The sequence below is a fragment of the Burkholderia pyrrocinia genome (genome assembly GCF_003330765.1).
Lineage (GTDB): Bacteria > Pseudomonadota > Gammaproteobacteria > Burkholderiales > Burkholderiaceae > Burkholderia > Burkholderia pyrrocinia_B.
In genome coordinates, this window is the sequence record NZ_CP024903.1 from 1,592,481 (window position 1) to 1,616,454 (window position 23,974).

Annotated in this window: 22 protein-coding genes; 9 read left to right on the top strand and 13 right to left on the bottom strand. The window is 67.6% G+C overall.

Translation table 11 applies throughout. The annotated features are described in order from the left end of the window. Positions 1–14: 14 nt before the first annotated feature. Positions 15–1,421 carry an APC family permease gene (locus CUJ89_RS24770; RefSeq protein ID WP_114180019.1) on the bottom strand — a complete coding sequence of 469 codons (1,407 nt, stop codon included), beginning with the start codon at positions 1,419–1,421 and terminating at the stop codon, positions 15–17. A 124-nt stretch (positions 1,422–1,545) separates the two neighbouring features. On the opposite strand from CUJ89_RS24770, the gene CUJ89_RS24775 reads away from it, so the two are divergent. Further along, on the top strand, positions 1,546–2,346 hold the full coding sequence (locus tag CUJ89_RS24775) for a helix-turn-helix transcriptional regulator (protein WP_114180020.1): 801 nt from the start codon (positions 1,546–1,548) through the stop codon (positions 2,344–2,346). A gap of 100 nt (positions 2,347–2,446) precedes the next feature. On the opposite strand, the gene CUJ89_RS24780 is transcribed toward CUJ89_RS24775, so the two are convergent. Next, complete coding sequence (locus CUJ89_RS24780; protein ID WP_114180021.1) at positions 2,447–2,752, bottom strand: panthothenate synthetase; 306 nt, start codon at positions 2,750–2,752, stop codon at positions 2,447–2,449. Positions 2,753–2,985: 233 nt separating this feature from the next. Continuing rightward, positions 2,986–3,363 (bottom strand): nuclear transport factor 2 family protein, encoded by a 378-nt coding sequence (locus tag CUJ89_RS24785; protein ID WP_114181543.1) that lies wholly within the window; start codon positions 3,361–3,363, stop codon positions 2,986–2,988. Positions 3,364–4,059: 696 nt separating this feature from the next. Between CUJ89_RS24785 and CUJ89_RS24790 the strand changes: the two genes are divergently transcribed. Further along, positions 4,060–4,434 (top strand): hypothetical protein, encoded by a 375-nt coding sequence (locus tag CUJ89_RS24790; protein ID WP_114180022.1) that lies wholly within the window; start codon positions 4,060–4,062, stop codon positions 4,432–4,434. A gap of 146 nt (positions 4,435–4,580) precedes the next feature. On the opposite strand, the gene CUJ89_RS24795 is transcribed toward CUJ89_RS24790, so the two are convergent. Next, complete coding sequence (locus CUJ89_RS24795; protein ID WP_114180023.1) at positions 4,581–6,098, bottom strand: CoA-acylating methylmalonate-semialdehyde dehydrogenase; 1,518 nt, start codon at positions 6,096–6,098, stop codon at positions 4,581–4,583. Positions 6,099–6,147: 49 nt separating this feature from the next. Continuing rightward, positions 6,148–7,506, bottom strand: a complete 1,359-nt coding sequence (locus tag CUJ89_RS24800; protein WP_114181544.1) for an aspartate aminotransferase family protein — start codon at positions 7,504–7,506, stop codon at positions 6,148–6,150. A 105-nt stretch (positions 7,507–7,611) separates the two neighbouring features. Between CUJ89_RS24800 and CUJ89_RS24805 the strand changes: the two genes are divergently transcribed. Next, the gene (locus tag CUJ89_RS24805; RefSeq protein ID WP_114180024.1) at positions 7,612–8,562 is read left to right on the top strand and encodes a LysR family transcriptional regulator; all 951 of its coding nucleotides are present in this window, start codon (positions 7,612–7,614) and stop codon (positions 8,560–8,562) included. A 96-nt stretch (positions 8,563–8,658) separates the two neighbouring features. Here the strand turns inward: CUJ89_RS24805 and CUJ89_RS24810 are convergent, their stop codons facing one another. Genes CUJ89_RS24810 through CUJ89_RS24820 form a run of 3 tightly spaced genes read right to left on the bottom strand, consistent with a single transcriptional unit; the run spans position 8,659 to position 10,755 of the window. Then, positions 8,659–9,915, bottom strand: coding sequence for an MFS transporter (locus CUJ89_RS24810; protein ID WP_114180025.1), 1,257 nt, complete (start codon positions 9,913–9,915; stop codon positions 8,659–8,661). After that, the gene (locus tag CUJ89_RS24815) at positions 9,912–10,247 is read right to left on the bottom strand and encodes a hypothetical protein (RefSeq protein WP_114180026.1); all 336 of its coding nucleotides are present in this window, start codon (positions 10,245–10,247) and stop codon (positions 9,912–9,914) included. The genes CUJ89_RS24810 and CUJ89_RS24815 overlap by 4 nt, the downstream gene beginning before the upstream one ends. Positions 10,248–10,284: 37 nt before the next feature. Beyond that, entirely contained in the window at positions 10,285–10,755 is a 471-nt protein-coding gene (locus tag CUJ89_RS24820; RefSeq protein WP_114180027.1) for a MarR family winged helix-turn-helix transcriptional regulator, read from the bottom strand. A gap of 169 nt (positions 10,756–10,924) precedes the next feature. Here CUJ89_RS24820 and CUJ89_RS24825 point away from each other — a divergent pair, with 169 nt between their 5' ends. After that, positions 10,925–11,416, top strand: a complete 492-nt coding sequence (locus CUJ89_RS24825) for a 2,4'-dihydroxyacetophenone dioxygenase family protein (RefSeq protein WP_114180028.1) — start codon at positions 10,925–10,927, stop codon at positions 11,414–11,416. Positions 11,417–11,432: 16 nt separating this feature from the next. On the opposite strand, the gene CUJ89_RS24830 is transcribed toward CUJ89_RS24825, so the two are convergent. After that, positions 11,433–12,392, bottom strand: coding sequence for a GlxA family transcriptional regulator (locus CUJ89_RS24830; protein ID WP_114180029.1), 960 nt, complete (start codon positions 12,390–12,392; stop codon positions 11,433–11,435). Between the two features lie 137 nt (positions 12,393–12,529). Here CUJ89_RS24830 and CUJ89_RS24835 point away from each other — a divergent pair, with 137 nt between their 5' ends. The 3 genes from CUJ89_RS24835 (at position 12,530) to CUJ89_RS24845 (ending at position 16,183) form a co-directional block, all read left to right on the top strand. Then, positions 12,530–13,330, top strand: a complete 801-nt coding sequence (locus CUJ89_RS24835) for an SDR family NAD(P)-dependent oxidoreductase (protein WP_114180030.1) — start codon at positions 12,530–12,532, stop codon at positions 13,328–13,330. Positions 13,331–13,383: 53 nt separating this feature from the next. Beyond that, the gene (locus CUJ89_RS24840; protein ID WP_114180031.1) at positions 13,384–14,145 is read left to right on the top strand and encodes an SDR family oxidoreductase; all 762 of its coding nucleotides are present in this window, start codon (positions 13,384–13,386) and stop codon (positions 14,143–14,145) included. Between the two features lie 196 nt (positions 14,146–14,341). Then, complete coding sequence (locus tag CUJ89_RS24845; protein WP_236655075.1) at positions 14,342–16,183, top strand: sensor domain-containing diguanylate cyclase; 1,842 nt, start codon at positions 14,342–14,344, stop codon at positions 16,181–16,183. A gap of 59 nt (positions 16,184–16,242) precedes the next feature. Here the strand turns inward: CUJ89_RS24845 and CUJ89_RS24850 are convergent, their stop codons facing one another. The 3 genes from CUJ89_RS24850 to CUJ89_RS24860 all read right to left on the bottom strand — a co-directional run bounded on the left by CUJ89_RS24850 (position 16,243) and on the right by CUJ89_RS24860 (position 20,175). Next, entirely contained in the window at positions 16,243–17,598 is a 1,356-nt protein-coding gene (locus CUJ89_RS24850) for an MFS transporter (protein ID WP_114180033.1), read from the bottom strand. 83 nt (positions 17,599–17,681) lie between these two features. Further along, complete coding sequence (locus CUJ89_RS24855) at positions 17,682–19,034, bottom strand: MFS transporter (RefSeq protein ID WP_114180034.1); 1,353 nt, start codon at positions 19,032–19,034, stop codon at positions 17,682–17,684. A 181-nt stretch (positions 19,035–19,215) separates the two neighbouring features. After that, positions 19,216–20,175 carry an MBL fold metallo-hydrolase gene (locus tag CUJ89_RS24860; RefSeq protein WP_114180035.1) on the bottom strand — a complete coding sequence of 320 codons (960 nt, stop codon included), beginning with the start codon at positions 20,173–20,175 and terminating at the stop codon, positions 19,216–19,218. 177 nt (positions 20,176–20,352) lie between these two features. Between CUJ89_RS24860 and CUJ89_RS24865 the strand changes: the two genes are divergently transcribed. Then, the gene (locus CUJ89_RS24865; RefSeq protein ID WP_114180036.1) at positions 20,353–22,002 is read left to right on the top strand and encodes an IclR family transcriptional regulator; all 1,650 of its coding nucleotides are present in this window, start codon (positions 20,353–20,355) and stop codon (positions 22,000–22,002) included. 511 nt (positions 22,003–22,513) lie between these two features. Here the strand turns inward: CUJ89_RS24865 and CUJ89_RS24870 are convergent. Next, positions 22,514–22,996 (bottom strand): Lrp/AsnC family transcriptional regulator, encoded by a 483-nt coding sequence (locus tag CUJ89_RS24870; RefSeq protein ID WP_114180037.1) that lies wholly within the window; start codon positions 22,994–22,996, stop codon positions 22,514–22,516. 287 nt (positions 22,997–23,283) lie between these two features. Here CUJ89_RS24870 and CUJ89_RS24875 point away from each other — a divergent pair, with 287 nt between their 5' ends. Beyond that, positions 23,284–23,934 carry a LysE family translocator gene (locus CUJ89_RS24875; protein ID WP_114180038.1) on the top strand — a complete coding sequence of 217 codons (651 nt, stop codon included), beginning with the start codon at positions 23,284–23,286 and terminating at the stop codon, positions 23,932–23,934. The last annotated feature ends 40 nt before the right edge of the window (positions 23,935–23,974 follow it).

A 23,974-nucleotide genomic window follows, 5' to 3' on the forward strand; every position in this document is an offset into this window, starting at 1 on the left:
TGACGATCTCGCGCTCAGAGCGAGCGGAATGCTTCGCTGTGGCGCGCCCAGACCAGATACATCACGAGTGCGGCGACCAGCAGCCCCGCGATGATGATCAGGTCGGTCGGCTTCGTCGCCGTCGCCAGCGTCGTGTAGAGCGTGTATGCGGCGCCCGCCACCGCGACGAGCGGCGTGACGGGCCACAGCGGCATCCGGTAATGATGTTCGATGTCGCGGCGCACAAGCCGGCTCGCGAGCGCGGCCAGTCCGACCACCAGATAGATCAGCAGCAGCAGGTCGACCGTGAACGCGGTCAGTTCGTCCAGGCTCGACACGAACACGAGCCCCGCCGACGGCACCGCGAGCGCGATCGTCGCGAGCCACGGCGATTCGAGGCGCGGATGGATCGTCGAGAACGCACGATTGCAGGTACGCGACCAGAGCGCGTGCCGACCGCTGCTGTACAGCAGGCGGCCCATCGTGATCACGATCGCGATGATCGCGTTGAACACCGACAGGAAGATCCCGCCGCTGACCACGCGCGACACGGTCGGGCTGCTCAGCGAGCGCACGACATAGCCGATCGGGTCGGCGCTCTTCGTCAGCTCCGTCAGCGACGGCGCGCCGAGCACGATCGCGGTGAGCGGAATCAGTTCGACGACGAGGATCACGAGCAGCGAATAGATCACCGCCTTCGCGACGTTGCGGTTGCCGCCGCGCAGGTCTTCCGCGAGATAGGCGGCCGAGCCGAAGCCGTTGTAGCAGAAGATCGCCGTGCCGATCGCGGGCACGATCGCGGCGAGCGTCGCCGGCACGAGCGCGTTACCGCTCGCAACGACCGGCGCGATCAGCGCATCGGCACCGCGATGCGGCGAACCGAAGCCGAGGCCCGCGATCAGCATCAGCACGCCGATCTCGACGACGAGGAAGGCGCCTGTGATCCACGCGTTCGTCTTGATGTTCAGCATGCCGAGCAGGTAGCTGAGCAGCACGATTGTCAGCGCGACCGACTGGTTGCTGAAGTGCGTGCCGAGCGCGTTGTTCAGGTACGGCGCGGCGCCGCTCGCGAGCACGGCCGGGATGAACACGCTGACGGACAGCACCGTGATGAAGGTCAGGTAGCCGGGCAGCGTGCCGAACACGCGCTTGGCCATCACGTACTCGCCGCCCGCGCTGCGGTGCGCAGCGCTGAGTTCCGCATAGCAGAGGGCGAACGCCAGCGCGAGCACGCCGCCGAGCAGGAACGACAACACCGCGCCGCTGCCGGCCTGCTGGATCGCGAAGGGTGCGATCACGAAGATCGAGCTTGCGGGCGTCACGCCCGACACGGTGATCATCACTGCATCACGCACGCTGAGCGTCTGCGACAGCGCGCGCGGCGCGTCTTCCGTGGCAGGCGCCGCTTGCAGGGTGCCCGTCGATTCCGACATCATCGCCATTTCGTTCTCCTGTGCTGCTGCTTTTTGAACGCCCATACTCGGGCGCGATCGATTGCGTGGCAGTCTAGGAAGCCAATTTCAGGACCGCTATTCCCCCTTGGTGTTACGCCCTTCCGGTGGTGGTATGGATCGTCTCTTTTCCGAAATCGCGATGCACCAGGCGCTTGGCCGCGCCATCGATCATCTCGGCCAGCCGCGCTTCTGGCGGTTCCTGGTGCTGCTGCTCAATGAAATGGCGCCGTTCGACAACGCGCTCGCGACCGCGATCGGCCGCGACGGCGTGCCGCTCGTGCTCGACGAATACGACACGGGCGGCACCGACAATGCGTCGCCCGTGCCGCTTTACCTCAATGGGTTATATCTGCTCGACCCGTTCCTGCAGGCCGCGCACGACGGGCTCGCCGACGGCTGCTACCGGCTCGAGGAAGTCGCGCCCGACCTGTTCCGGCAAAGCGAGTATTTCCTGAGCTACTTCCGCGATGCGGTCGGCGACGACGAGATCCAGATCCTGGTGCGGCCGAACGCCGACACGCTGCTGTCGCTGTCGCTCGGCGCGGCCGCGCGATTCGACGTCGAGCCGCTCGGCAAGCTGACGGCAGCGATGCCGTGGGTGCTCGCGGCGATCCGGCAGCACTGGCGGCTGGTGGGCGACGCCGCGCGCGCGACGCCCGATGCCGATCTCGGCGCGCGCGTCGAGCAGGCGCTCGCGCGCTTCGGCGCGGGCGTGCTGACCGATCGCGAGATGTCGATCGCGCGAATGGTGTTGCGCGGCAATTCGTCGAAGGCGATCGCCGAGCGGCTGGCGATTTCACCGGAGACGGTGAAGGTGCATCGGCGGCACCTGTACACGAAGCTCGGGATTGCGTCGCAGCCGGAGCTGTTTTCGCGATTCATCCAGGCACTGGGGGAAGATGCCGCGGGGTGACGCTGCCGCCGTGCCGGTGGCACGGGTCATGGGTGTGAAATCGTCGGACCTGCCGCGCCGTCATCGCATGCGACGCGGCAAGTTCGTGTGCGGCTGCTCGCTACTTCCACTTCGAGCCGATTTGCGCAAGCCCGGCTTTCCGGAGATCGTCCGGCAACATCACCACGCGAAATTCGCAGTCCGCGTTGAACATCAGGAACCAGGGTTCCGCGAGCGCCGGTATCCGTGACGGTTCGTCCAGATCGACGATCATGACCGCACCGCGCGTGCCGTTCTGCTCCGTGAAATACGCGGCCTCCGGCTTGACCTCTTCGAGTATCCGTGCGATCACATCGCCGACGGTGCCGTCGCGCACCATCGTGTTGAACGGTTCGTGAGGGATTCGTATGTTGAGAAGCATGCGCATGGTCTTCCTCCTTGGGCTCCGCCCGGCATGGGCCCTTCAAGCATAGGTGCTTTGCGATGCCGCACCGGCGCAACAAGCGGCGGCAGGCGCGAATTCACATTCTGACGATGCGATGTCGCCGCAGGGTGCGTATGGCAATCGTTTGCGAGAGGCGAATCCGCAGTGAACATCACCGCGTTCGATGCGTCGTCGATTCAGACCTCGCCCGGCCGGGCTGCCGATCCTTCAACCGCTCAACCGTGCGAATCGACGAATCCGCCATCGCGCGCATCGTGCGGCACGTTCCAGCCGAAATACACCTCGGCCTCGACGATCCGGCCGTCGCGGATGCGCAACCGCTCCGCGTTCCGGAACCGCCTGCCGCCGGTTGTTTCGGCCTCGTAGACGACGAATACGTGTTCGCCGTGTACGACGACGTCGATGAAGTCGAAGCCCGCGAGCATCGCGCTGTTCGGCCAGCAGCGCGCGAAATACGTATCGCGGTCGAGCCGGTTGTCGAGCGGGCTCGTGAAATGGAAGTCCGGCGCGATCAGCGCTTCGATCGCGTCGCGGTCCTTGTCGGCATACGCGCGATAGCTGGCGCGCGCAACGTCGCCCGGATCCCCACGCATCGTCGTTACCTCCTTGAAGAGTCGGCGCGAGCCCCGCTCGCACCGGTGCAGGTGTTCCGGCGGAACGCGCCCGTCGCATCCACGCAAAGACGCCTCGCCCGACAGCCCGCGCTGCCATCGTAAGCCGGCAATGCCGCGGTTGCCCGATTCGAAGGGCGCGGGCATGATGTCCGCGAACTCGCCGGTCGTTTTTTTCGCCGACTCTCGTCGACCTCGCCGTGCCGGTACGGCCTGTCGCACGAACGCTGCCGCCGTCACGCGAGCAATCCACATGCCGGCCCCGCCGCCCTCGTCACTTCATCCATGTCACTACGCGCATTCAGAACGCGGGTCGCCATCGATGCTGGCTGGCGGCGCGCTCGTGATCGCGGACGTCGCGCTGACCAATCGCGCGAGGCGCTGACGCATAGGCGTGCGCGCCGGGCGGGATCGGGGACGGATGTCGAATCCGGGATCATGACGGCGCTCGCCGCGCCGTTGCGTGACGCATACGCCCAGCCGATACGCCCCCGATCTTCTCGCAGCCCTGGCAAAAACCGGCTATCGTGAATTAAGCGCCCGTTTGCCGCCATTCGACCCTGCGTCGCTCGCACCGGCGGCGACGGCACCGCGTTCCGGCACCATTCATCGCGATCCTGGCGCACGCTCGCCCGTGCGCGCGATCGCGGCCGCCCACCGGACTATCAGGAGGCACACATGAAAGCCGCGCTGCTCGTCAGTTCCGCCCTGCTCGCCATTGCGTCCGCTTCGGCTTCGGCCCAAGGCTCGATCACGAAAGCCGAAAACGGCGCGCTCGTCGCCGCGAACGGGATGACCGTCTACGTGTTCGACCACGACAAGCCCAATGCCGGCACCAGCGCGTGCACGGGCCAGTGCGAATCCTTCTGGCCACCATACAAGGCCAGCGCGACCGACGTTCCGGTCGGGCCGTACACGATCGTCAAGCGCGACGACGGCAGCCCGCAATGGGCGTACAAGGGCAGACCGCTGTACTTCTTCTCGAAGGACATGAAACAGGGCGACCGCAACGGCGACAACTTCAAGAACATGTGGCACGTGGTCGCGCCGTAAGCAATCTTTCGCGGCATTCCGCGCAATCGGCGCGGACGTAAAAAAGCCCGCCCCGATCGTCGATCGGGGCGGGTCTTCGCCCTTTCACGCCAGCCGCGTCGTATCGCCCGCCGGCGGGCGGGCGATACGTGCAGCCGGAATGCGCGTCAGCGGTTCGACGGGAAGCTGAACACCGTCCCTTCGCGCACGCCGGCCGACGGCCAGCGCTGCGTGATCGTCTTGCGCTTCGTGTAGAACCGCACGGCGTCCGGGCCATACGCATGCAGGTCGCCGAACAGCGAACGCTTCCAGCCGCCGAACGAGTGGTACGCGACGGGCACCGGCAGCGGCACGTTGATGCCGACCATGCCGATCTGGATGTTGTCGCCGAAGTAGCGCGCGGCCTCGCCGTCGCGCGTGAACAGGCACGTGCCGTTGCCGTATTCGTGCGAGTCGATCAGCGCCATTGCCTCGTCGAGCGACTTCAGCCGGATCACGCCGAGCACGGGCCCGAAGATCTCGTGCTGGTAGATCGGCATGCCGGGCTTCACGTTGTCGAACAGGCACGGGCCGAGGTAGTAGCCGCCGTCGTGACCGTCGACCTTCACGCTGCGGCCGTCGACGACGAGCGTCGCGCCCGCTTCCACGCCCGCTTCGACGAAGCCCGTCACCTTCTCGAAATGCTGCTGCGTGACGAGCGGGCCCATGTCGACGCCCGCGCCGCTGCCGGGGCCGACCTTCATCTTCGCAATCTCGGCCTTCAGCCCCTCGACGACCTTGTCGCCCGTCTCGTCGCCGATCGCGACGACCAGCGGAATCGCCATGCAGCGCTCGCCGCACGAGCCATACGCGGCGCCCATCAGCGCGTTCACCGCGTTGCCGATGTCGGCGTCCGGCATCACGACCGCGAAGTTCTTCGCGCCGCCGAGCGCCTGCACGCGCTTGCCGTGCGCACAGCCGGTCGAGTAGATGTATTCGGCGATCGGCGTCGAGCCGACGAAGCTCACGGCCTTCACGCGCGGATCGGTCAGAATCGTGTCGACCGCTTCCTTGTCGCCGTTCACGACGTTCAGCACGCCCGGCGGCAGGCCGGCCTCGAGCGCGAGCTCGGCCATGCGCAGCGTCGACGACGGCGTGCGCTCGGACGGCTTCAGCACGAACGTGTTGCCGCATGCGACGGCCATCGGCCACATCCACAGCGGCACCATGATCGGGAAGTTGAACGGCGTGATGCCGGCCGCGACGCCGAGCGCCTGGAACTCGCTCCACGAATCGATCGAGGGGCCGACGTTCTTGCTGTGCTCGCCCTTCAGCAGCTCGGGCACGTAGGTTGCGTATTCGACGTTCTCAATCCCGCGCTGTAGTTCGCCCATCGCATCGGAGAGCACCTTGCCGTGCTCCGCCGTGATCAGCGCGCACAGCTCGTCGGCGTGCTCCTCGAGCAGCGTCTTGAAGCGGCTCATCACGCGGGCGCGCTTCAGCGGCGGCGTGTTGCGCCAGGCCGGGAACGCGGCCTGCGCGGACGCGATGGCGGCTTCGACGGTCAGCTTGTCGGCAAGCGCGACGCTCTTGTCGGATTCGCCGGTGGCGGGATCGAACACCGGTTGGACGCGGCTGCCGCCGTCGACGCGCTTGCCGTCGATCAGGTGGCCGACGGTGGAGGTGACTTTGCTGTCGTGTTTCATCGTTCAGGCTCTTTCGTGAATTCGGTTATCGCAAGGAGCGAGCGGTGGCTCAGTCCACTTCGTTCAGTGCGTCGGACAGCGCGTTGACCAGGTTGTCGATCTCGCGCTTTTCCGAGATGAACGGCGGTGCGAGCTGGATCGTGTCGCCGCCGTAGCGCACGTAGAAGCCCTTCGCCCAGCAGCGCATCGCGATTTCGTACGGACGCCGTGCCGGCTCGCCCGGCAGCGCCGCGATCGTCAGGCCGGCCGCGAGGCCGTAGTTGCGGATGTCCGCGATGTGGCGCTGGCCCTTCAGCCCGTGCACCGCTGCCTCGAAATGCGGCGCGAGATCGCGCACGCGGGCCACCGCGTCTTCCTTCACGAGCAGGTCGAGCGCCGCGATGCCGGCCGCGCACGCGACCGGGTGCGCCGAATACGTATAGCCGTGCGGGAACTCGACCAGGTACTCGGGGCCGCCTGCCGCCATGAACGTGTCGTAGATTTCCTTCGTCGCGACCACGCCGCCGAGCGGCTGCACGCCGTTCGTCACCTGCTTCGCGAAGTTCAGGATGTCCGGCGTCACGCCGAATGCGTCGGCACCCGTCATCGCGCCGGCACGGCCGAAGCCCGTGATGACCTCGTCGAAGATCAGCAGGATGTCGTGCGCGGTACAGATGTCGCGCAAGCGCTTCAGATAGCCCTGCGGCGGCACGACCACGCCCGCCGAGCCGGAGAACGGCTCGACGATCACGGCCGCGATGTTCGACGCGTCGTGCAGCGCGATCAGGTCGAGCAGACGGTCGGCCAGCTCCGCGCCGTGCTCGGGCATCCCGCGCGAGAACTTGTTTTCCGCGAGTTGCGTATGCGGCAGGAAATCGGCGTCGACGCCTTGACCGAACAGCTTGCGGTTCGCACCGATCCCGCCGACCGAGATGCCGCCGAAGTTCACGCCGTGGTAGCCCTTCTCGCGGCCGATCAGGCGCGTCTTCGTGCCCTTGCCCTTTGCGCGCCAGTACGCGCGGGCCAGCTTCAGCGACGTATCGGCCGCTTCCGAACCCGAACCCGTGAAGAACACGTAGTCGAGGCCGGCCGGCGTCAGGTCCTTGATCTTGTTGGCAAGCTCGAACGACTTCGGATGGCCGAACTGGAACGCCGGCGCGTAGTCGAGCTGCGCGACCTGGCGGCTCACGGCTTCGACAATTTCCGTGCGGCCGTGACCGAGGCCCGTGCACCAGAGGCCCGACAGGCCGTCGAAGATCTTGCGGCCTTCGGCGTCCGTGTAATACGCGCCCTGGCCGGACACGATCATGCGCGGATCGGCCTTGAACTGGCGGTTGGCCGTGAACGGCATCCAGTGCGCGTCGAGCCATGCGGCGTCGGTGCGGATGTTCGTGTCGTCCTGCTGGGCGGCGGTGGTGATGTCGGTCATGTCGGTCGGCGCGGCGCGCCCCTCCTCCTTGTGATGATGTTGCACATTGTCGAGAGGCCAATTAGTCTCTTCAATATCGCAATATCAATGTTCACTTGCTCAACTATGCAAGCAAAGAAACCGAAGAGCCGCGCGCTGCTCGGGCAGCTCAGCGACATGGATCTCCGCCTGCTGCGGGTCTTCAAGGGCGTCGTGCAGTGCGGCGGCATGGCAGCAGCCGAACTGGAGCTGAATATCGGCATCTCGACGATCAGCCGGCATGTGAAGGATCTGGAAACGCGCGTCGGCCTCGTGCTGTGCCGGCGCGGCCGCGCGGGTTTCACGCTGACGCCCGAGGGGCAGACGGTATACGAGGAAACCTTGCGGCTGCTGGCGTCGATGGAAGCATTTCGCAGCAGGATCGACGGCATTCACGACCGGATGGGCGGCGAACTGCACATCGCGGTGTTCGACAAGACGGCCACCAACGGGCATGCACGCCTCGGCGACGCGATCCGCCGGTTCGCGGACGAAGCACCTGATGTCGCGCTGAACCTGCATGTCGCGTCGATCAACGAGGTCGAGCGCGGGATCATCGACGGCAGCTATCAGGTCGGGATCATTCCCGCGCACCGCAACTCGGGCAGCCTCGTGTATTCGGAGCTGTTCGACGAACGGATGCTGCTCTATTGCGGCCGCCAGCATCCGCTTTACGATGCGCCGCACGGCAAGCTCACGTGGACGACAATCCGCAACCATGCGTTCGCTGGGCTCGGCTTCCACTCGCCGAACATGGAGCTGAGCCATCGCGCGAAGCTCACGCGCAGCGCCACGGCCTCCGATCAGGAGTCGATCGCGACGTTGATCCTGTCCGGCCGCTATCTCGGCTTCCTGCCCGACCATTACGCGGAAAGCTTCGAAAACAAGGGGCTGATGCAGGCGATCGCGCCGCACCGGTTCAATTACCGGTGCCGGTTCGTGAGCCTGCTGCGGCGCTCGCCAAGGCCGTCGCGGGCCGCGCTGCTGTTTCAGTCGTGCCTGGAAGCCGCGCATGCGGCGGCGCAGCCGGCGGCGTAGGCAGCTCACGCGGAGAATCCGGTCCCCGGCGGTGTGCGGTGTGCGACATCGCGCGACAGGCAGGCGCGGCGGCGCCGTCATCCCCGCCCTTTTATGTCACGCGCCGTCGCCCCGGTCGATCGCGCCGCCTGCGCGCAGCCTGTCCCGGTTGCGCTTCACGAAATGCGTTGCGACGAGCGCCGCCGCAAAGCCGGACGCGGCGCCGACGCCGAGCGCCCAGCGCGGGCCGAGATGGTTCGCGACCCAGCCCGCCACCGGCGCACCGATCGGCGTGCCGCCGAGCGCGACCGCGAGGCGCAGCGCCATCACGCGGCCGCGCATCGCCGGCTCGGTGGACAGTTGCATCAGGCTGTTGGTCGAGTTCATGAAGGTGATCGCGGCGATCCCGGTCAGCACGAGCGCGGCGGCGAACAGCCAGTAGCTCGGCGCCAGCGCGGCGAGCGTGCAGCCGAGCCCGAACAGAGCCGCGCCGATCCACAGATGCCGGAAGCGCGGTTGCTCGCGGCGGGCCGCGAGCAGCGCGCCCGAGATCGTGCCGACCGCCATCATCGACGACAGGACGCCGAAGCCGCGCGCATCGACGTGAAACACGCTGGCGGCCATCGTCGAAATGAACAACTGGAAATTGAGCCCGAACGTGCCGATCAGGAACAGCATCACGAGGATCGCCGTCAGGTCGTCGCGCTGCCATACGTAGCGGAACCCGTCGAGCAAGCTGCTGCGCGAGCGGCTTGCCCGCACATTCGCGCGCAGTTCGTCCGCCCGAAGCAGCGACAGCGACGCCAGCACCGCGAAAAAGCTGAGCCCGTTGGCGAGGAACGCCCAGCCCGTGCCGACCGACGCGATCAGGAACCCCGCCGCCGCCGGGCCGATCATCCGCGCGGCGTTGAACGACGTCGAATTGAGCGCGACCGCGTTCGCCAGTTCCCGGTCGCCGACCAGTTCCGCGACGAAGGTCTGCCGCACGGGCGCGTCGAACGCCGACGCGCAACCGAACAGGAACGCGAACACGTACACGTGCTCGAGCCGCGCGACACCCGTGACCGTCAGCACGCCGAGCGCCAGCGCCAGCACGCCCATCAGCGCCTGCGTCGCCATCAGCAGCTTGCGCTGATCGAAGCGATCGGCCGCGTAACCGGTCCACGGCAACAGCAGGAGTTGCGGCCCGAACTGCAGCGCCATCACCGTACCAACCGCCGATGCGTCGTGATGCGTGAGCTGCGTGAGGACGAGCCAGTCCTGCGCGGTGCGCTGGATCCACGTGCCGATGTTCGACACCAGCGCGCCGATCGCCCACACGCGATAGTTGAAGCTGCGAAGCGAGCGGAACACGCCGGCTGCCGGCACGCTCATGGCCGCTCCCGGTCCGGTTCATTGCCGCCGTGCAGCGCGCCGAAGTGCCGCGCGAGGAACAGGCCGAGCGCCAGTACGCCGAGGCCGAGCGCGGCTGCGTCGGCTGTGACCCTCAGGTCGAAAGCCCCGATCCGGCCGACCAGCCCATAGCCGATCGCGAGATTGACGAAGCCCCAGACGACGTTCACGGTAGACGACGACAGCCCACGGCCCGGCGGGTTCGCGAAGGGCGTCTGGAATGGCTCGCCGCGCAACCCGCTGACGAGATGCGGTACGGCGTTCGTCAGGAACGCGCCGCCGAAGAAGTACGACACGAGATGCAGGATGTCCATGGTCAGGCGTTCCTCCCGGCGGGCGGATCGATGGGGTTCACGAGCGCGTCGCGTCCTGGAATTCCGCCAACCGCTGCAGCAGCTTCACGGCCGACGCAAGCTCGGCCTGTTCCCGCTCCGACAGTTGCGCGTGCAGCGCGCGGAACAGCCAGTCGTCCTTGGCCGCGCGGTTGGCCTGCAGCACCTTGCGGAAACCGGGCGTGAGCGTGATTAGCGTCTGCCGGCCGTCGGTCGGATCGGGCGCGCCGCTGACGGCGCCCAGCGCATCGAGCGTCGCGACCGTCACGCGCATCGACTGCGGGCGGACGCTTTCGGCACGCGCAAGCGCCGACACGGTCGCGGGGCCGTCGCGATCGAGCCGCAGCAAAACCGATTTCTGGGAAGACGTGAGGTCGTTCGGGTGGGTCTGCTCCCGCATCCGCCGCATCAGCTTGCCGACCGAGATGCGGAGTTCGCCGGCGAGACCGGCCAGTGGGGGCGTTTCGGGGGATGAAGATGGCGTGCTCATGGGCGCAAGATAGCATATATGCAGAAAAACTGTACAGTTTGACTGTATATATCGGGCCGCAACGGGCGTGCCGTCGGATGCGCTTGCGCCGCATGCGAACCGCACGGTTCAGCCGCCCGATCCGGCTCTGCGATAATGCGGGCTCCCCATTTCCGCTCCGCCTCCCGCCATGACGCAGCCGTCCGCCCCGCTCTCCACCGACCTGCCGCCGATCTCGTGCCTGCCCGGCGACGCGCTGCCGTGGCTGCCGATGAGCCCGGACCTGCCGGGGCTGGCGATCAAGTACCTGCACATCAACGCGGCCGAGGACACGTTGACCGCGCTGCTGAAGATGCCGGCCGGCGGCACGCTGCCGCGCCATCGTCACGACGGCGAGGTGTTCGTCCATACGTTGCAGGGCGCGTGGCGCTACCGCGAATACGACTGGGTCGCGCACGCCGGTTCGACGGTGCTCGAGCCGGCCGGGTCGGTGCATACGCCGGAAACGCTCGGCGCGCCGGGCGACGACGTGATCACGCTCAACGTGATGCGCGGCGATCTCGTGCTGCTCGACGACGACGGCCGCGAGACCGCGCGCGAGAATTGCCGTGTCGCGCTGCTGCGCCAGCGCAAGCATGCGCGTACGGCGCCGGACGACGCCGCGCCGTTCGTCACGCGCTGAGCGTCGGGCCTTCGCTTCAGGCGATTTCCCGCTCGTCCGCGCGCGCCTCGCGCCGCATCGCCTGCGGCGGCACGCCGAAGCCGCGCACGAACGCCTCGCGCATGTGGCGCCGGTCGCGAAAGCCGCTCTCCTTCGCGATCACGTCGAGCGGGTGCCGGCTCTGCTCGATCATCAGCCGCGCGGCCTCGAGCCGCAGCCGTTCGATCGCCTTCGCCGGCGACTGCCCCGTTTCGAGCGTGAACACCCGGCTGAACTGGCGCGGGCTCAGGTGGACAGCCTCGGCTAGTTCCTCGACGGTCAGCGCGCGGCCGAGGTGCTGCCGCGCGTAGTTCAGCGCGTTCTGGATCCGGTCGGATTTCGGCGCGAGATCGAGCATCTCCGAATGCTGCGACTGGCCGCCGGCACGGCGCTGGTGCATCACGAGCTTGTGCGCGACCGAACGCGCCGCGTCCGCGCCGAGATCCTTTTCCACCATCGCGAGCGCGAGGTCGAGGCCGGCCGTCATCCCGGCCGAGGTCCAGATCGGCCCGTCGACGATGTAGATCCGGTCTTCCTCGACGCGAATCTCCGGGTAATGCCGCTGCATGTCGCGGCCGTATGCCCAGTGCGTGGTCGCGCGGCGCTGCGCGAGCAGGCCCGCTTCCGCCAGCACGAACGCGCCCGTGCAGATCCCGGCGATCCGCCGCGCGCGCGCGTTCGCACGGCGCAGGTATGCGACGACGCCCGCCGGCGCCGGTGCAGCGAACGGATCGTTGACGCCCGCGACGATCCACGTATCGACGTCGATTCGCCCGCGCAGCGCTCGCGTCGCGACCGACAGCCCGAGCGACGAGCGCACGTCGCCGCCGTCGACCGAGTAGTTGTCCATCGCGTAGAACGGCTCGCCGGTGCCCATGTTCGCGTACTCGAACACCGACTGCGCGGCGAGCGCCATGATCTGGAAGCCGTCGCTGATCAAAAAGCCGATTCGGTGCATGTGCGTTCTCCCGTCCCGCGATCAAGCGGACATCCGATGTCCTGAATCATACCCATCTACGTCATTTGTGTCGCGCCGGTTCGAAGCCAGAATGCATTTACGCCATTCGGCCAGCCCTCATCGAAACGGAGCACATCATGACTCAAGCGCATCGCGGTACCGCCCTCATTACCGGCGCCTCGTCGGGCATCGGCGCCATTTACGCCGACCGGCTCGCGCGCCGCGGCTATGACCTGATCCTGGTCGCGCGCAACCGCGACCGGCTGATCGCGCTCGCCGAGCGCATCACCAACGACACGCAGCGCAGCGTCGAGATCGTCGACGCCGACCTCAACGATCGCGCGGCGCTGGCTACCGTCGAAACGACGCTGAAGCAGGACGCGAGCATCACGCTGCTCGTGAACAACGCGGGCATCGGCACGCACACGCCGCTGCTCGACAGCGACGTCGATGCGATGACGCGCTTGATCGACCTGAACGTCACCGCCGTCACGCGCCTCACGTACGCGGCTGTGCCCGGCTTCGTCGCGCGCGGCAACGGTGCCGTGATCAACATCTCGTCGATCGTCGCAATCTCGCCGGAAACGCTGAACGGCGTCTACGGCGGCAGCAAGGCGTTCGTGCTCGCGTTCAGCCAGTCGCTGCAGCACGAACTCGCCGACAAGGGCGTGCAGGTGCAGGCCGTACTGCCGGGCGCGACGGCCACCGATTTCTGGCAGACCGGCGGCCTGCCGCTCGAGCACCTGCCTCAGGACATCGTGATGTCCGCCTCCGACCTGGTCGACGCGGCGCTGGTCGGCTTCGATCGCGGCGAACGCGTGACGATTCCGTCGCTGCACGCAGGCGAGGAATGGGACGCCTATGAAGGCGCGCGCCGCGCAATGGCGCCGCACCTGTCCACCGACTCGCCCGCCCCGCGCTACGCAGCGGCACGCTGAGCACCGGCATCCGTCCCCCCGAGCCCCTCCCATCAGACCAGGAGCACGTCATCATGAAACTCAGCGGAAATACCATCTTCATCACCGGCGGCACGTCGGGTATCGGCCGTACGCTGGCGGAAGCCTTTCACCAGCGCGGCAACAAGGTCATCGTCGCCGGCCGTCGCAAGGCGCTGCTCGATGAAATCGCGAAGCAAAATCCCGGCATCGACACCGTCGAGCTCGATATCGGCGACGCGGCGCAGATCCGCAAGGTCGCCGCGCAACTGATCGAGCGCTATCCGGCGTTGAACGTCGTGATCAACAACGCGGGCATCATGCCGTTCGACGACGCCGGCGGGCCGCTCGACGACGAACAGGCGGTGCGGCTCGTCACGACGAACCTGCTCGGCCCCGTGCGCGTGAGCGCGGCGTTCGTCGAACACCTGAAGCGGCAGCCCGACGCGACGATCATCAACAACAGTTCGGTGCTCGCGTACGTGCCGCTCGCGTCGACGGCCCTCTATTCGGCGACGAAGGCCGCGATCCACTCGTACACGCTGTCGCAACGCTTCATGCTGCGCGACACCGGCGTGCGCGTACTCGAAATCGCGCCGCCGTGGGTCGACACCGACCTCGTGCACAAGAGCGGCGACCCGCGCGCGATGCCGCTGGACGCGTTCGTCGCCGAAACGCTGAAGCTGCTCGAAACCGCGACGACGGAAGTCGTCGTCGAAGCGGCGAAGCCGTTGCGCGACAACGCGGGGCCGAACGAGCACGCGTTCGTCGAGCAGTTCAACCAGTTCATCGCCGAGAATCCGATTCCCGTCGCATGACGTCGCGCGCGCCCTGAAGCCGCCGCGGGGTTCTTTCCCCCCGCGGCGCAAATGAGCGACGCCCAAACCCGATTCCGACCCGCTTGCCATGCATTCCGCGCAACAGTAAGCTTGACGGTTGCAATCTCCGAAGCAGTGCCATATCGGGCGCCATCCGTCCGATCACCCGGACCATCGACCGATGCGGAATCCGACCATGCGGTTTCGTATGTTCACCACCGAGACCGGCAACGCGCCCGCCTCTCCGCCCGTCTTCCCGCGCGTATCGGCCGGCCATCCACCGGATCCCCCGCCGCTGCCCGAGCTGGAAACCGTGTGCCGCGTGGCGCGCGCGCATTTCGGCGCAGCCGGCGCATGCATCGCGCAGATCGACGCCGGGGTCGGCACGCCGCGCTTGCTGGCGTCCGACGGCATCCTGCCCGCCACGCTGCCGCCTGACCTCTTCCATCCGCCGACCGAACCGGATTCGTCGCCGGGGCGACGCTGCTTCGCACGCCGCCTGCGCAACAGCGCCCCTGCGCCGGTCTCGGCGAACCCTGACGGAACACCGCACCCGATCTGCCTGATCACCGCCTGCGAACTGACCGCGCCCGACGGCGCGCCCTTCGGCGCGCTGTGCATCGCGGACGACACCGACCGAACGCTCGACACCGCGCAGCGCACTGTCCTGCGCGACCTCGCCGCGCTGGCCGAACGCACGATCGCCCGCGCCACCACGGAAGCCGCGCTGCACGCGCGGCTCCACCTCGTCGAGGAACACAGCACGCTGACGACGCTCGCACTGACCGAAAGCGGCACCGGCGTGTGGAACCGCAACGTGGAAACCGGCGAGATCCATTACTCGCCGGCCTGGAAGGCGATGCTCGGTTACGCGCCGCACGAGCTGAGCAACCGGATCGAGGATGCGTACGAACGGCTGCATCCGGACGATATCGACGACGTGAAGGCGGCGATGCTCGCGCACTTCGAGCGCCGCACCGACAGCTACGAGGTCGAGCACCGCGTCCGCTGCAAGGACGGGTCGTACAAATGGATCTGCAGCCGCGGCAAGGTGATCAGCCGCGACGGCCATGGCCGTGCGCTGCGCATGGTCGGCACGACCACCGACATCACGGCGCTGCTCGAACTCGCCGCGCGGCTGCGCGACTCGGCCGCGCTCATCACGGATCTCACCGACCAGGTTCCCGGGCTCGTCTTCCAGTTGCGGCAGGCGGCGGACGGGCACCGCTTCTTTTCCTATGCGAGTGCGGGTGTCAGCGACATCTACGAACTGACGCCCGAGCAGATCGCCCGCAGCGCGGAGGCGGTCGAGACCCGGATCCATCCGGCCGACCTGCTCGCCTATCGTCAGTCGCTGCAAGCGTCGTCGGCGCGACTGACGCCGTGGCGCCTCGAATATCGCGTGCTGCTGCCCGGCCAGGGCCTGCGATGGCGCGAAGGCGATGCGCGCCCGCAACGCATGGCCGACGGCGGCACCGTCTGGCACGGCTTCATCACCGACGCGACCGACCGCAAGCACATCGAGGCCGAACTGCACCGGATGGCGACGACCGATCATCTGACGCAACTGTCGAACCGCCACGCGTTCATGCGGCAAAGCGAAACCGCGCTGCGCGACGTGCGCGCGACCGGCCGGCCCGCCGCGGTGCTGATGCTCGATCTCGATCACTTCAAGGCGCTGAACGACCGCTGGGGCCACCCGCTCGGCGATCGGGCGCTCCGGCATTTCGCGCGGCTGCTGCTCGCGGAAACCGGGCCGGACGGCATCGTCGGCCGGGTCGGCGGCGAGGAATTCGCGATCGTGCTGCCGAGATCGGATCTCGATACGGCGCTGGCATTTGCGCGGCGTGTGCAGCAGCGCGCCATGCAAGCGCAGCTCATGTACGAGGATCAGCAGGTCACGCTGACCGTCAGCATCGGCATCGACGCGATGCGGGAGTCGGACTTCGGCGCTTACCAGCCGCTGTCCCGCGCCGACAAGGCGCTCTATCTCGCGAAGGACCGCGGCCGCAACCGGATCGAGGTGTATCGGGCGTAGCCCTGGCGCCCGCTTCCGGCTGGAACAGGACGACGGCAACGCCCCTTCACCCGACCTCGCTATCGATGCTGAGCTTCCGCCCGCGCGACCGCGTCTCCGCGCGGCACGCCCAGCAGCATCGCGACCGCGCACGCTGCCAGCAGTGCCGCGATCATCAGCATCGCCGGGTCCATGCTGCCGGTTCTGGTGCGGATCAGCCCGATCAGCCAGGGCGTAATCATCCCGCTCGACACGCCGATGCTGCTGATCAGCGCGATCCCGCCCGCCGCGCCGGCACCCGAGAAATACGCGGACGGCACGGCCCAGAACACCGGATGCGCGGCGAAGATCAGCATCGCCGCGACCGACAGCAGCGCCATCATCGCGACGATGCTCGGCAGGTGCAGCGTCAGCAGCGCGAGCGCAACCGCGCCGCCGAACGCGCAGGCGGCGAAGTGCCGGCGCCGTTCGCGCTTGCGATCCGAGCGCCGCGCGATCGCGATCAGGCCGGCCGCGCCGACCGCGTTCGGCACGACCGACAGCAGGCTGATCCGCACGACATCGTGGATGCCGAATTCGCGGATCATCAGCGGCATCCAGAACAGCAGCATCAGCAGCGCGGTGGTCAGCGAGAAATAGATGAACGCGAACAGGTAGGTGCGCGGTTCGGCCAGCACCTGCCGCAGCGAATGCGGCGCAGGCGCGCCCGCACCGCCGCGGTCGGCGGCCAGATCGGCCGCGAGCCGTTGCCGGTCGGCGTCGGACAGCCAGTGCGCGTGCTCGGGACGATCGCACAGCCAGAACCACGCGATCACGCCGAGCAGGATCGCGGGCGCGCCCTCGATCGCGAACATCCATTGCCAGCCGTGCAGCCCGAGCACGCCCGACATGCCGCGCATGAGCCAGCCCGACAGCAGCCCGCCGACCATCCCGGCCACCGCGACGCCCGCATAGAAGATCGACAGCACCGACGCGCGCCGCCGCGCCGGATACCAGTACGTCAGGTAGAACACCACGCCCGGGAAGAACCCGGCCTCGAACAGCCCGAGCAGGAAGCGCAGCACGTAGAAATGCTTCGCGCTGTCGACGGTAATCATCGCGACCGACACGGCGCCCCACAGGAACATGATCCGCGCGAACGTACGGCGCGCGCCGAAGCGGCGCAGCAGCGCGTTGCTCGGCACCTCGAACAGCACGTAGCCGACGAAGAACAGCACCGCGCCGAGGCTGTACATCGCGTCGGTCAGGCCGAGATCCTGTCGCATCTGCAACTGGGCGAAGCCGATGTTGCTGCGATCGAGGATCGACACGATGTAGCAGACGAACAGGAACGGCACGATCCGCGCGCCGATTCGGCGGTACAGCGCGTCGTCGTCCGTTGAACCGGCACCGGACGCGACGGCAGGCGCGGCGGCCGCTTGAAGAGGGGCTGACATCGATCGTCTCCTCGATGGATTCGGATGCGGAGCTGACACGAAGCGCCGGTCGCCGCCGCCCGCGGGCAGCGACCGGCCGTTGCTCAGTCGCGCGGCGCGCCTTCGCCTTTCACGCCGAGCATCAGCGCGGCGCCGCTGGCAAACAGCAGCGCGGCCAGCACATACACGGCGAGATCCATGCTGCCCGTGCGCGTGCGGATCATCCCGATCACCCACGGGCTGACGATGCCGCTCGTGATCCCGATGCTGCTGATCAACGCGATCCCGGCCGCGGCCGCGTTGCCGGACAGGTAACGGGTCGGCACGGCCCAGAAGATCGGCAGCGCGGCAAAAATCAGCGTCGCCGCGATCGACAGGCACGCAAGCATCGCCGCGAAGCTGTGCAGGTGCAGCGTCAGCGCCGCGAGCGCGAGCCCGCCGCCGATCGTGCAGCACGCGAAGTGCTTGCGGCGCTCGCCGGTGCGGTCCGAGCGGCGCGCGATCAGGATCAGCCCCACCGCCCCGACCGCGTTCGGCACGACCGTGTAGAGGCTCACGGCGACGACGTCGGTCACGCCGAAGTCGCGGATCATCAGCGGCATCCAGAAGTTGAGCGTCAGCGACGCGCAAGTCAGCGAGAAATAGATGAACGCGAACAGGTACACGCGCGGGTTCGCGAGCGCGGCCGCGACGCTGCGCCCGTCATGCGCGCCGCCGTGCCCGCGACCGTCCGCGCACAGCGCGGCGACGCGCGCCTTTTCGTCGGACGTCAGCCACGCGGCGTCCTGCGGCCGGTCGACGAGGAACGTGAACGCGGCGAACGCGAGCAGGATCGCCGGTGCACCTTCGATCGCGAACATCCACTGCCAGCCGTGCAGCCCGAGCACGCCGCTCATGTCGCGCATGATCCAGCCCGACATCAGGCCGCCGAGCACGCCGGCCACCGCGACGCCCGCGAAGAACACCGAGATCGCCGCCGCGCGCCGGTTCGCCGGGAACCAGTAGGTCAGGTACAGCACGATGCCGGGAAAGAAACCGGCTTCGAACACGCCGAGCAGGAAGCGCATCACATAGAAATGCGACGGCTGCGACACGAACATCATCCCTGTCGACGCGATACCCCACAGCAGCATGATCCGCGTGAAGGTGCGACGCGCGCCGAAACGCGCGAGCAGCATGTTGCTCGGCACTTCGCAGAATACGTAGCCGACGTAGAACACCGCGGCGCCGAGGCCGTACATCGCGTCGCTGAAGCCGAGATCGTGCTTCATCTGCAACTGAGCGAAGCCGATGTTGATGCGGTCGAGGAACGACACGACGTAGCAGAGGAACAGGAACGGGACGATCCGCCACGCGATCTTGCGGAACAGCAGCGCGTCGGCGGATGCCGATGCGGAAGTCGACGCCGAAACGCTCGCGTGCGCGAGCGTCGCTTCGGCGGGAAGCGATTGGGGCATGTCTCTCTCCAAACGGGCCGCGCGAATCGAGCGCGCAGCAGTCTCCGAGGGCGTGCATGCGCCCTGCTTTCTTGTGAGACCGGATACGGCTGCCGGAACCGCGGCGCAACGCCGCCGATGCCGGCGCCTTCAGGGAAACGGCAGCGCGTTCACGCGAACGCGCTGCCGCCGTGTGCCGCTCTTAGTCCTGCAGCGCGGCCCACATGTCCTTGTCGCGCTGCGCAGTCCAGATGCGCGGATGCGCGATGCCGCTCGCCTCGTCGAACGCGCGCGACACGTCGAACGGCAAGCAGTGCTCGTAGATGAACACGTGACCGAACTTCGGATCCATCGCTTCGCGCGTGAGCGCCATCGATGCCTTCAGGTCGAGATTGCGCTCGACGGCCTTGCGGCCCTGCGCGAGCAGCGTCGTGACGAAATCCTTCGTGTAGTCGAGGCCCTTGTCGACCTCGGCCGGATTCAGCAGCGCGGGGCCGCGGCCCGGCACGAGCTTCTCGGCGCCGAGCGCGCGCAGCGCCTCGAGCGTGGCCGGCCACTGTTCGAGCTGCGCGTCGCCGCAGTAGCACGCGGCGTCGTATTCGACGAGATCGCCCGAGAACAGCACCTTCTGCGACGGCAGCCAGACGATCGTGTCGCCCTTGGTGTGGCCCGAGCCGACATGCATGATCTTCACTTCGAGCTTGCCGAGGAACAGCGTGATCTCGCGCTCGAACACGAGCGTCGGCCAGGTCAGGCCGGGCACCGTCTCGACGCCGGCGAACAGCCGCGGGAAGCGTTCGATCTCCGACTTCATGTCGGCCTCGCCGCGCTCGACGATCATCTCGTACGTGCCGCGGCTCGCGATCACGTGCTGCGCGCCTTCGTCGAAATACGCGGATGCGCCAAGCACGCGCACCGCGTGGTAGTGCGACAGCACCACGTGCTTGATCGGCTTGTCGGTCACGCTGCGGATCTTCGCGATCAGGTCCTGCGCCATCGCGGGCGTCGCGGTCGTGTCGACGATCAGCACGCTGTCGTCGCCGATGATCACGCCCGAGTTCGGGTCGCCTTCGGCGGTGTACGCGTACGCGTTCTCGGACAGCTTCGTCCAGGTGACTTTCTTCTCTTCCAGATCGGCTTGGGAGGCGAATGCTTTGGCCATGTTGCGTTCCGTGGCTGCGAGCCATGTGTTGAGGGGAGTGAACGGATCATCTTCCCGCGCCGATTATTTGTCAATGACAAAGTCGCTTGCTATTGTCTAATACGGGTAAACCTGCGGGCTGGCGCGATAAATGGCGTCGGATACCATGCGGGGTTTCGTCAACGGAAGAATCATCGCGTGCAGAACCACGAAGTCAGCGCAGACGACGCGCCGCCCAAGGCGCAGCGCGGGATCCAGAGCGTCGAGGTCGGCGGCCGGCTGCTCGACGCGCTCGCGCGCCGGCGCAAGCCGCTCGGGCTGTCGGAGCTGGCGGCGGCGGCCGACCTGTCGACCGCGCAGGCGCACACCTATCTCGTCAGCCTGATGCGGCTCGCGCTCGTGAAGCGCGACGCGATCACCGGCAACTACGAGCCGGGCCCGTTGTCGCTGCGGCTCGGGCTGATGTCGATCGAGCGCCAGCCGGCCTACCGCGCGGCGCTGCCGCACGCGGCGCGGCTCGCGGAAGCGGTGGGCTTGAGCGTCGCGCTGTCGGTGCCGGGCGCGCTCGGCCCGACGATCGTGCGCATCGAGCACGGCGGCTATCCGTTGCACGTGAACCTGCACGTCGGTTCGGTGATGTCGCTCGATACGACGGCGACCGGCCGTGTGTTCCGCGCGTTCGGCGATCCCGCGCAGCTCGACGCGATGGCAGCCAGCCAGGCCGGCGCGGGCGACACGCTGGCGGGCGCCGAAGGCGCGCAGCCCGCGCCGGACGCCCACGCGCAACAGGCCGAACTCGATGCGATCCGCGCGCGCGGCCTCGAACGCAGCATCGACCGGCCGAGCCCCGGCGTCAGCGCGATGTGCGTGCCGGTATTCGACGCGCACGGGCGCCTGCAGCTCGCGTTGACGGTAATCGGTTCGACGGGGTCGATCGAGGTCGGCTGGGACGGCCCGATCGCGGCCGCACTGCGCGACGCGGCGCGGCAGGCCACCGCGTCGCTCGGCGCGGAACATGCCGAACCGACCCCCGCACCGGCGGCGGGCACACCGCGCGTGCCGCCCGCGCTGGCCGACGACGCGAAGGCGCAGCGCGGGATCAATGCGCTCGACAGCACCGGCGAGTTGCTGCTCGCGCTGGTGTCGGCGGGCCGCGCGCTGCCGCTGCGCGATCTCGCGGCGGCGGCCGGCATGCCGGCCGCGAAGGCGTTTCCGCATCTCGTCAGCCTGCAGAAGATCGGCCTGCTGAGCCGCGACGATGCCGGATGCTTCGACGGCGGCCCGCTCGGGCAGGCGCTCGGCCTGATCGCGATGCAGCGCGTTTCGCCGACGCGCGACGCGGAAGCCGAGATCGTCGCGCTGGCCGGCACGACCGACATGAGCGTGGCCGCCGCGACGCTCGGACCGCTCGGCCCGACCGTGATCCGCCTCGAGGAATCCGCGCGGCCGCAGCACGTCAGCCTGCAGGTCGGCACCGTGATGTCGCTCGTCAATACGGCGATCGGACGGATCTTCGCGGCCGGCATGTCCGACGACGTGCTGGCCGACCTGCTCGCCCACGAACCCGTGCGTCTCGCAGGCGGCGGTGCCGCGCAGGCCGACGACGCGTTCCGCGCGCGGCTCGCGACGATCCGCGCGGACGGGCTCGATTTTGCGTTCGACGCGCCGGTGCCAGGCATCGGAACGGTCGCCGCGCCCGTGTTCGATCACACCGGCAGCATCCGGCTCGTGATCGCGATCATCGGCTCATCGCGCGGCTTCCCGCGCGGGCCGGACAGCGACCTTGCGCAGACGCTGCTCGCCGCGACACGGCGGCTGTCGTGGCGGTTCGGGTGGATCGGCCGGTAATCGTCGCGCCGCCTTTCCTCCCCCGCCGCTCGATTACTCCTCTCTTTCTCCTTGCAAGGCCGTGCTGGCACGGCCTCGTCGCGCCTGTCCGCGACGCAAAGGCGGTCGATATTCATGTTGCGCAGCAGCAACATAAATTGTCAGTAATTCTCATATAATGAAATCGAATTTCACAAAGCGGTGATGTTTCGCTATAATTAGGGTTATCCCTAACTCGCCACCTATATGGGGCTTCGTCATGCAAACCTCTAATGTCTCCAACCGTTCCACCGAATCCGCTGGCTGGCTCGCACGTGTGAGCGAGCTGATTGCAGAAGCTTGGGCACTCCACCTCGAGAACTGCGAAGTCATCGCTGAAGCACACTCGCGCCTCCCGCGCTGAACGGAACGACCGGCCGCCGGCCAGCCGCACAACCGACCTGCCTGATCCGCTTGCCCGGACGCGCGCCGAACGGCCGCTGCGTCCGGCATCGGCATGCCGGGCCGGTATCGTGGAAACGGGCCCCCTTCTTCACACCTGAATCGACGGCACGTCCTTCATGCAGCGCAGCGCGAACATCGAGCGGCTGTGACGGATGCTCGAGATCCTGTACAGCTTTTCGCGCAGGAACCGCTCGTAGCCGGCCGTGCCGTCCACGGCAACCTTGATCCAGTAGTCGTATTCACCCGACACGAGATACGCCTCGAGCACTTCGGGCAACGCTGCCAGTTCCGAACCGAAACGCGCAAGCGCATCGTCCTCGTGGCGATCGAGCGTGACTTCGAGGATCACGATATCCGCGTAGCCGAGCATGCGCTGGTTGACCAGCGCGACGTAACCGTCGATGTAGCCGTCGACTTCGAGCTGCCGCGTGCGGTTCCAGCACGCGGTCGTCGACATGCCGATCTGTTCGGCCAGTTCGGCGTTCGACAGGCGCGCATTTTTCTGCAATGCCCCGAGGATCTTGCGGTCCTGATTGTCGAGGGATTTCGGCGAGCGTTCGCGGGTAGCCATGATGAGAAGAATCTTCTACTGAAAATCCGCATTCTAGCTGAACAGGATTCCGGTTACAGGCCCATTTTGCTGGAAAACAGGAAGCCTTTTAACCGGCCCGCTTGATACATTTTCACCATGCCTGTTGCCCGGCACGCTCCCCGCGACAACCCCTTCGCACCGGGACGCACGGCCGCAATCACGAGTTGCGGTGCCGGACAAGCAGGCATGCGATTCCCCGCCGCCCGCACGCCTATCCGACCGCGTGCGGAGCCGGTGCCTGCATCCCCGTTCTCGCACTTCCCGTCATGTCGTTCAGGCTTTATCTGTCGTTCCTCGCTGCTTCCGTCGTTCTCATCTACGCGCCCGGCCCCGTCAACCTGCTCACGTTGAACCAGGCGCTGCGCACCGGCTGGCGCCGCGCGCTGCCATGCGTGTGGGGCGGCACGCTCGCCGTGCTGCTGCAACTCGTGCTGACCGCGCTGTGCCTGAATTCGCTGGTCCACCTCGACGAGCACGCGCTCACCGTGCTGCGCTGGGCCGGCGCCGCGTATCTCGTGTGGCTCGGCGTCAAGCAATGGCTCAATCGTGCGCCGGCAACCGCCCCCGCCGCATCGGCCGAAGCCGGGGCCGCGATCGCCGTGCCGGACACCGACACCGGACGTGCACTGTTCTGGCGCGGTGTCGCGACGTCGGGCCTGAATCCGAAGACGCTGCTGTTCTTTCCGTCGTTCTTTCCGCAGTTCATCAGCCCGAACGCCGACTGGAGCCTGAATCTTCAATACCTGCTGCTCGCCGCGACGTTCGCGCTGCTGTTCGCGGGCGGCGTCGCGTCGATGGCGCTGTTCTCGCACCGGCTGAGCCGCGCGTTGCAGCGGCCGGCGCGGATGCGCGCGATGAACCGCGTGACGGGCGGGCTGCTCGTCGGGATGGGGGCGATCATGGTCGGCTGGAACTGAGCGGACGGGGGCGCACGGTCGATGCCGCATGCCCCCGTGA

Bases quoted from the DNA above. Each gene is read 5' to 3' on its own strand.
- CUJ89_RS24770 (WP_114180019.1), bottom strand. From the start codon at position 1,421: ATGGCGATGATGTCGGAATCGACGGGCACCCTGCAAGCGGCGCCTGCC.
- CUJ89_RS24775 (WP_114180020.1), top strand. From the start codon at position 1,546: ATGGATCGTCTCTTTTCCGAAATCGCGATGCACCAGGCGCTTGGCCGC.
- CUJ89_RS24780 (WP_114180021.1), bottom strand. From the start codon at position 2,752: ATGCGCATGCTTCTCAACATACGAATCCCTCACGAACCGTTCAACACG.
- CUJ89_RS24785 (WP_114181543.1), bottom strand. From the start codon at position 3,363: ATGCGTGGGGATCCGGGCGACGTTGCGCGCGCCAGCTATCGCGCGTAT.
- CUJ89_RS24790 (WP_114180022.1), top strand. From the start codon at position 4,060: ATGAAAGCCGCGCTGCTCGTCAGTTCCGCCCTGCTCGCCATTGCGTCC.
- CUJ89_RS24795 (WP_114180023.1), bottom strand. From the start codon at position 6,098: ATGAAACACGACAGCAAAGTCACCTCCACCGTCGGCCACCTGATCGAC.
- CUJ89_RS24800 (WP_114181544.1), bottom strand. From the start codon at position 7,506: ATGACCGACATCACCACCGCCGCCCAGCAGGACGACACGAACATCCGC.
- CUJ89_RS24805 (WP_114180024.1), top strand. From the start codon at position 7,612: ATGCAAGCAAAGAAACCGAAGAGCCGCGCGCTGCTCGGGCAGCTCAGC.
- CUJ89_RS24810 (WP_114180025.1), bottom strand. From the start codon at position 9,915: ATGAGCGTGCCGGCAGCCGGCGTGTTCCGCTCGCTTCGCAGCTTCAAC.
- CUJ89_RS24815 (WP_114180026.1), bottom strand. From the start codon at position 10,247: ATGGACATCCTGCATCTCGTGTCGTACTTCTTCGGCGGCGCGTTCCTG.
- CUJ89_RS24820 (WP_114180027.1), bottom strand. From the start codon at position 10,755: ATGAGCACGCCATCTTCATCCCCCGAAACGCCCCCACTGGCCGGTCTC.
- CUJ89_RS24825 (WP_114180028.1), top strand. From the start codon at position 10,925: ATGACGCAGCCGTCCGCCCCGCTCTCCACCGACCTGCCGCCGATCTCG.
- CUJ89_RS24830 (WP_114180029.1), bottom strand. From the start codon at position 12,392: ATGCACCGAATCGGCTTTTTGATCAGCGACGGCTTCCAGATCATGGCG.
- CUJ89_RS24835 (WP_114180030.1), top strand. From the start codon at position 12,530: ATGACTCAAGCGCATCGCGGTACCGCCCTCATTACCGGCGCCTCGTCG.
- CUJ89_RS24840 (WP_114180031.1), top strand. From the start codon at position 13,384: ATGAAACTCAGCGGAAATACCATCTTCATCACCGGCGGCACGTCGGGT.
- CUJ89_RS24845 (WP_236655075.1), top strand. From the start codon at position 14,342: ATGCGGTTTCGTATGTTCACCACCGAGACCGGCAACGCGCCCGCCTCT.
- CUJ89_RS24850 (WP_114180033.1), bottom strand. From the start codon at position 17,598: ATGTCAGCCCCTCTTCAAGCGGCCGCCGCGCCTGCCGTCGCGTCCGGT.
- CUJ89_RS24855 (WP_114180034.1), bottom strand. From the start codon at position 19,034: ATGCCCCAATCGCTTCCCGCCGAAGCGACGCTCGCGCACGCGAGCGTT.
- CUJ89_RS24860 (WP_114180035.1), bottom strand. From the start codon at position 20,175: ATGGCCAAAGCATTCGCCTCCCAAGCCGATCTGGAAGAGAAGAAAGTC.
- CUJ89_RS24870 (WP_114180037.1), bottom strand. From the start codon at position 22,996: ATGGCTACCCGCGAACGCTCGCCGAAATCCCTCGACAATCAGGACCGC.
- CUJ89_RS24875 (WP_114180038.1), top strand. From the start codon at position 23,284: ATGTCGTTCAGGCTTTATCTGTCGTTCCTCGCTGCTTCCGTCGTTCTC.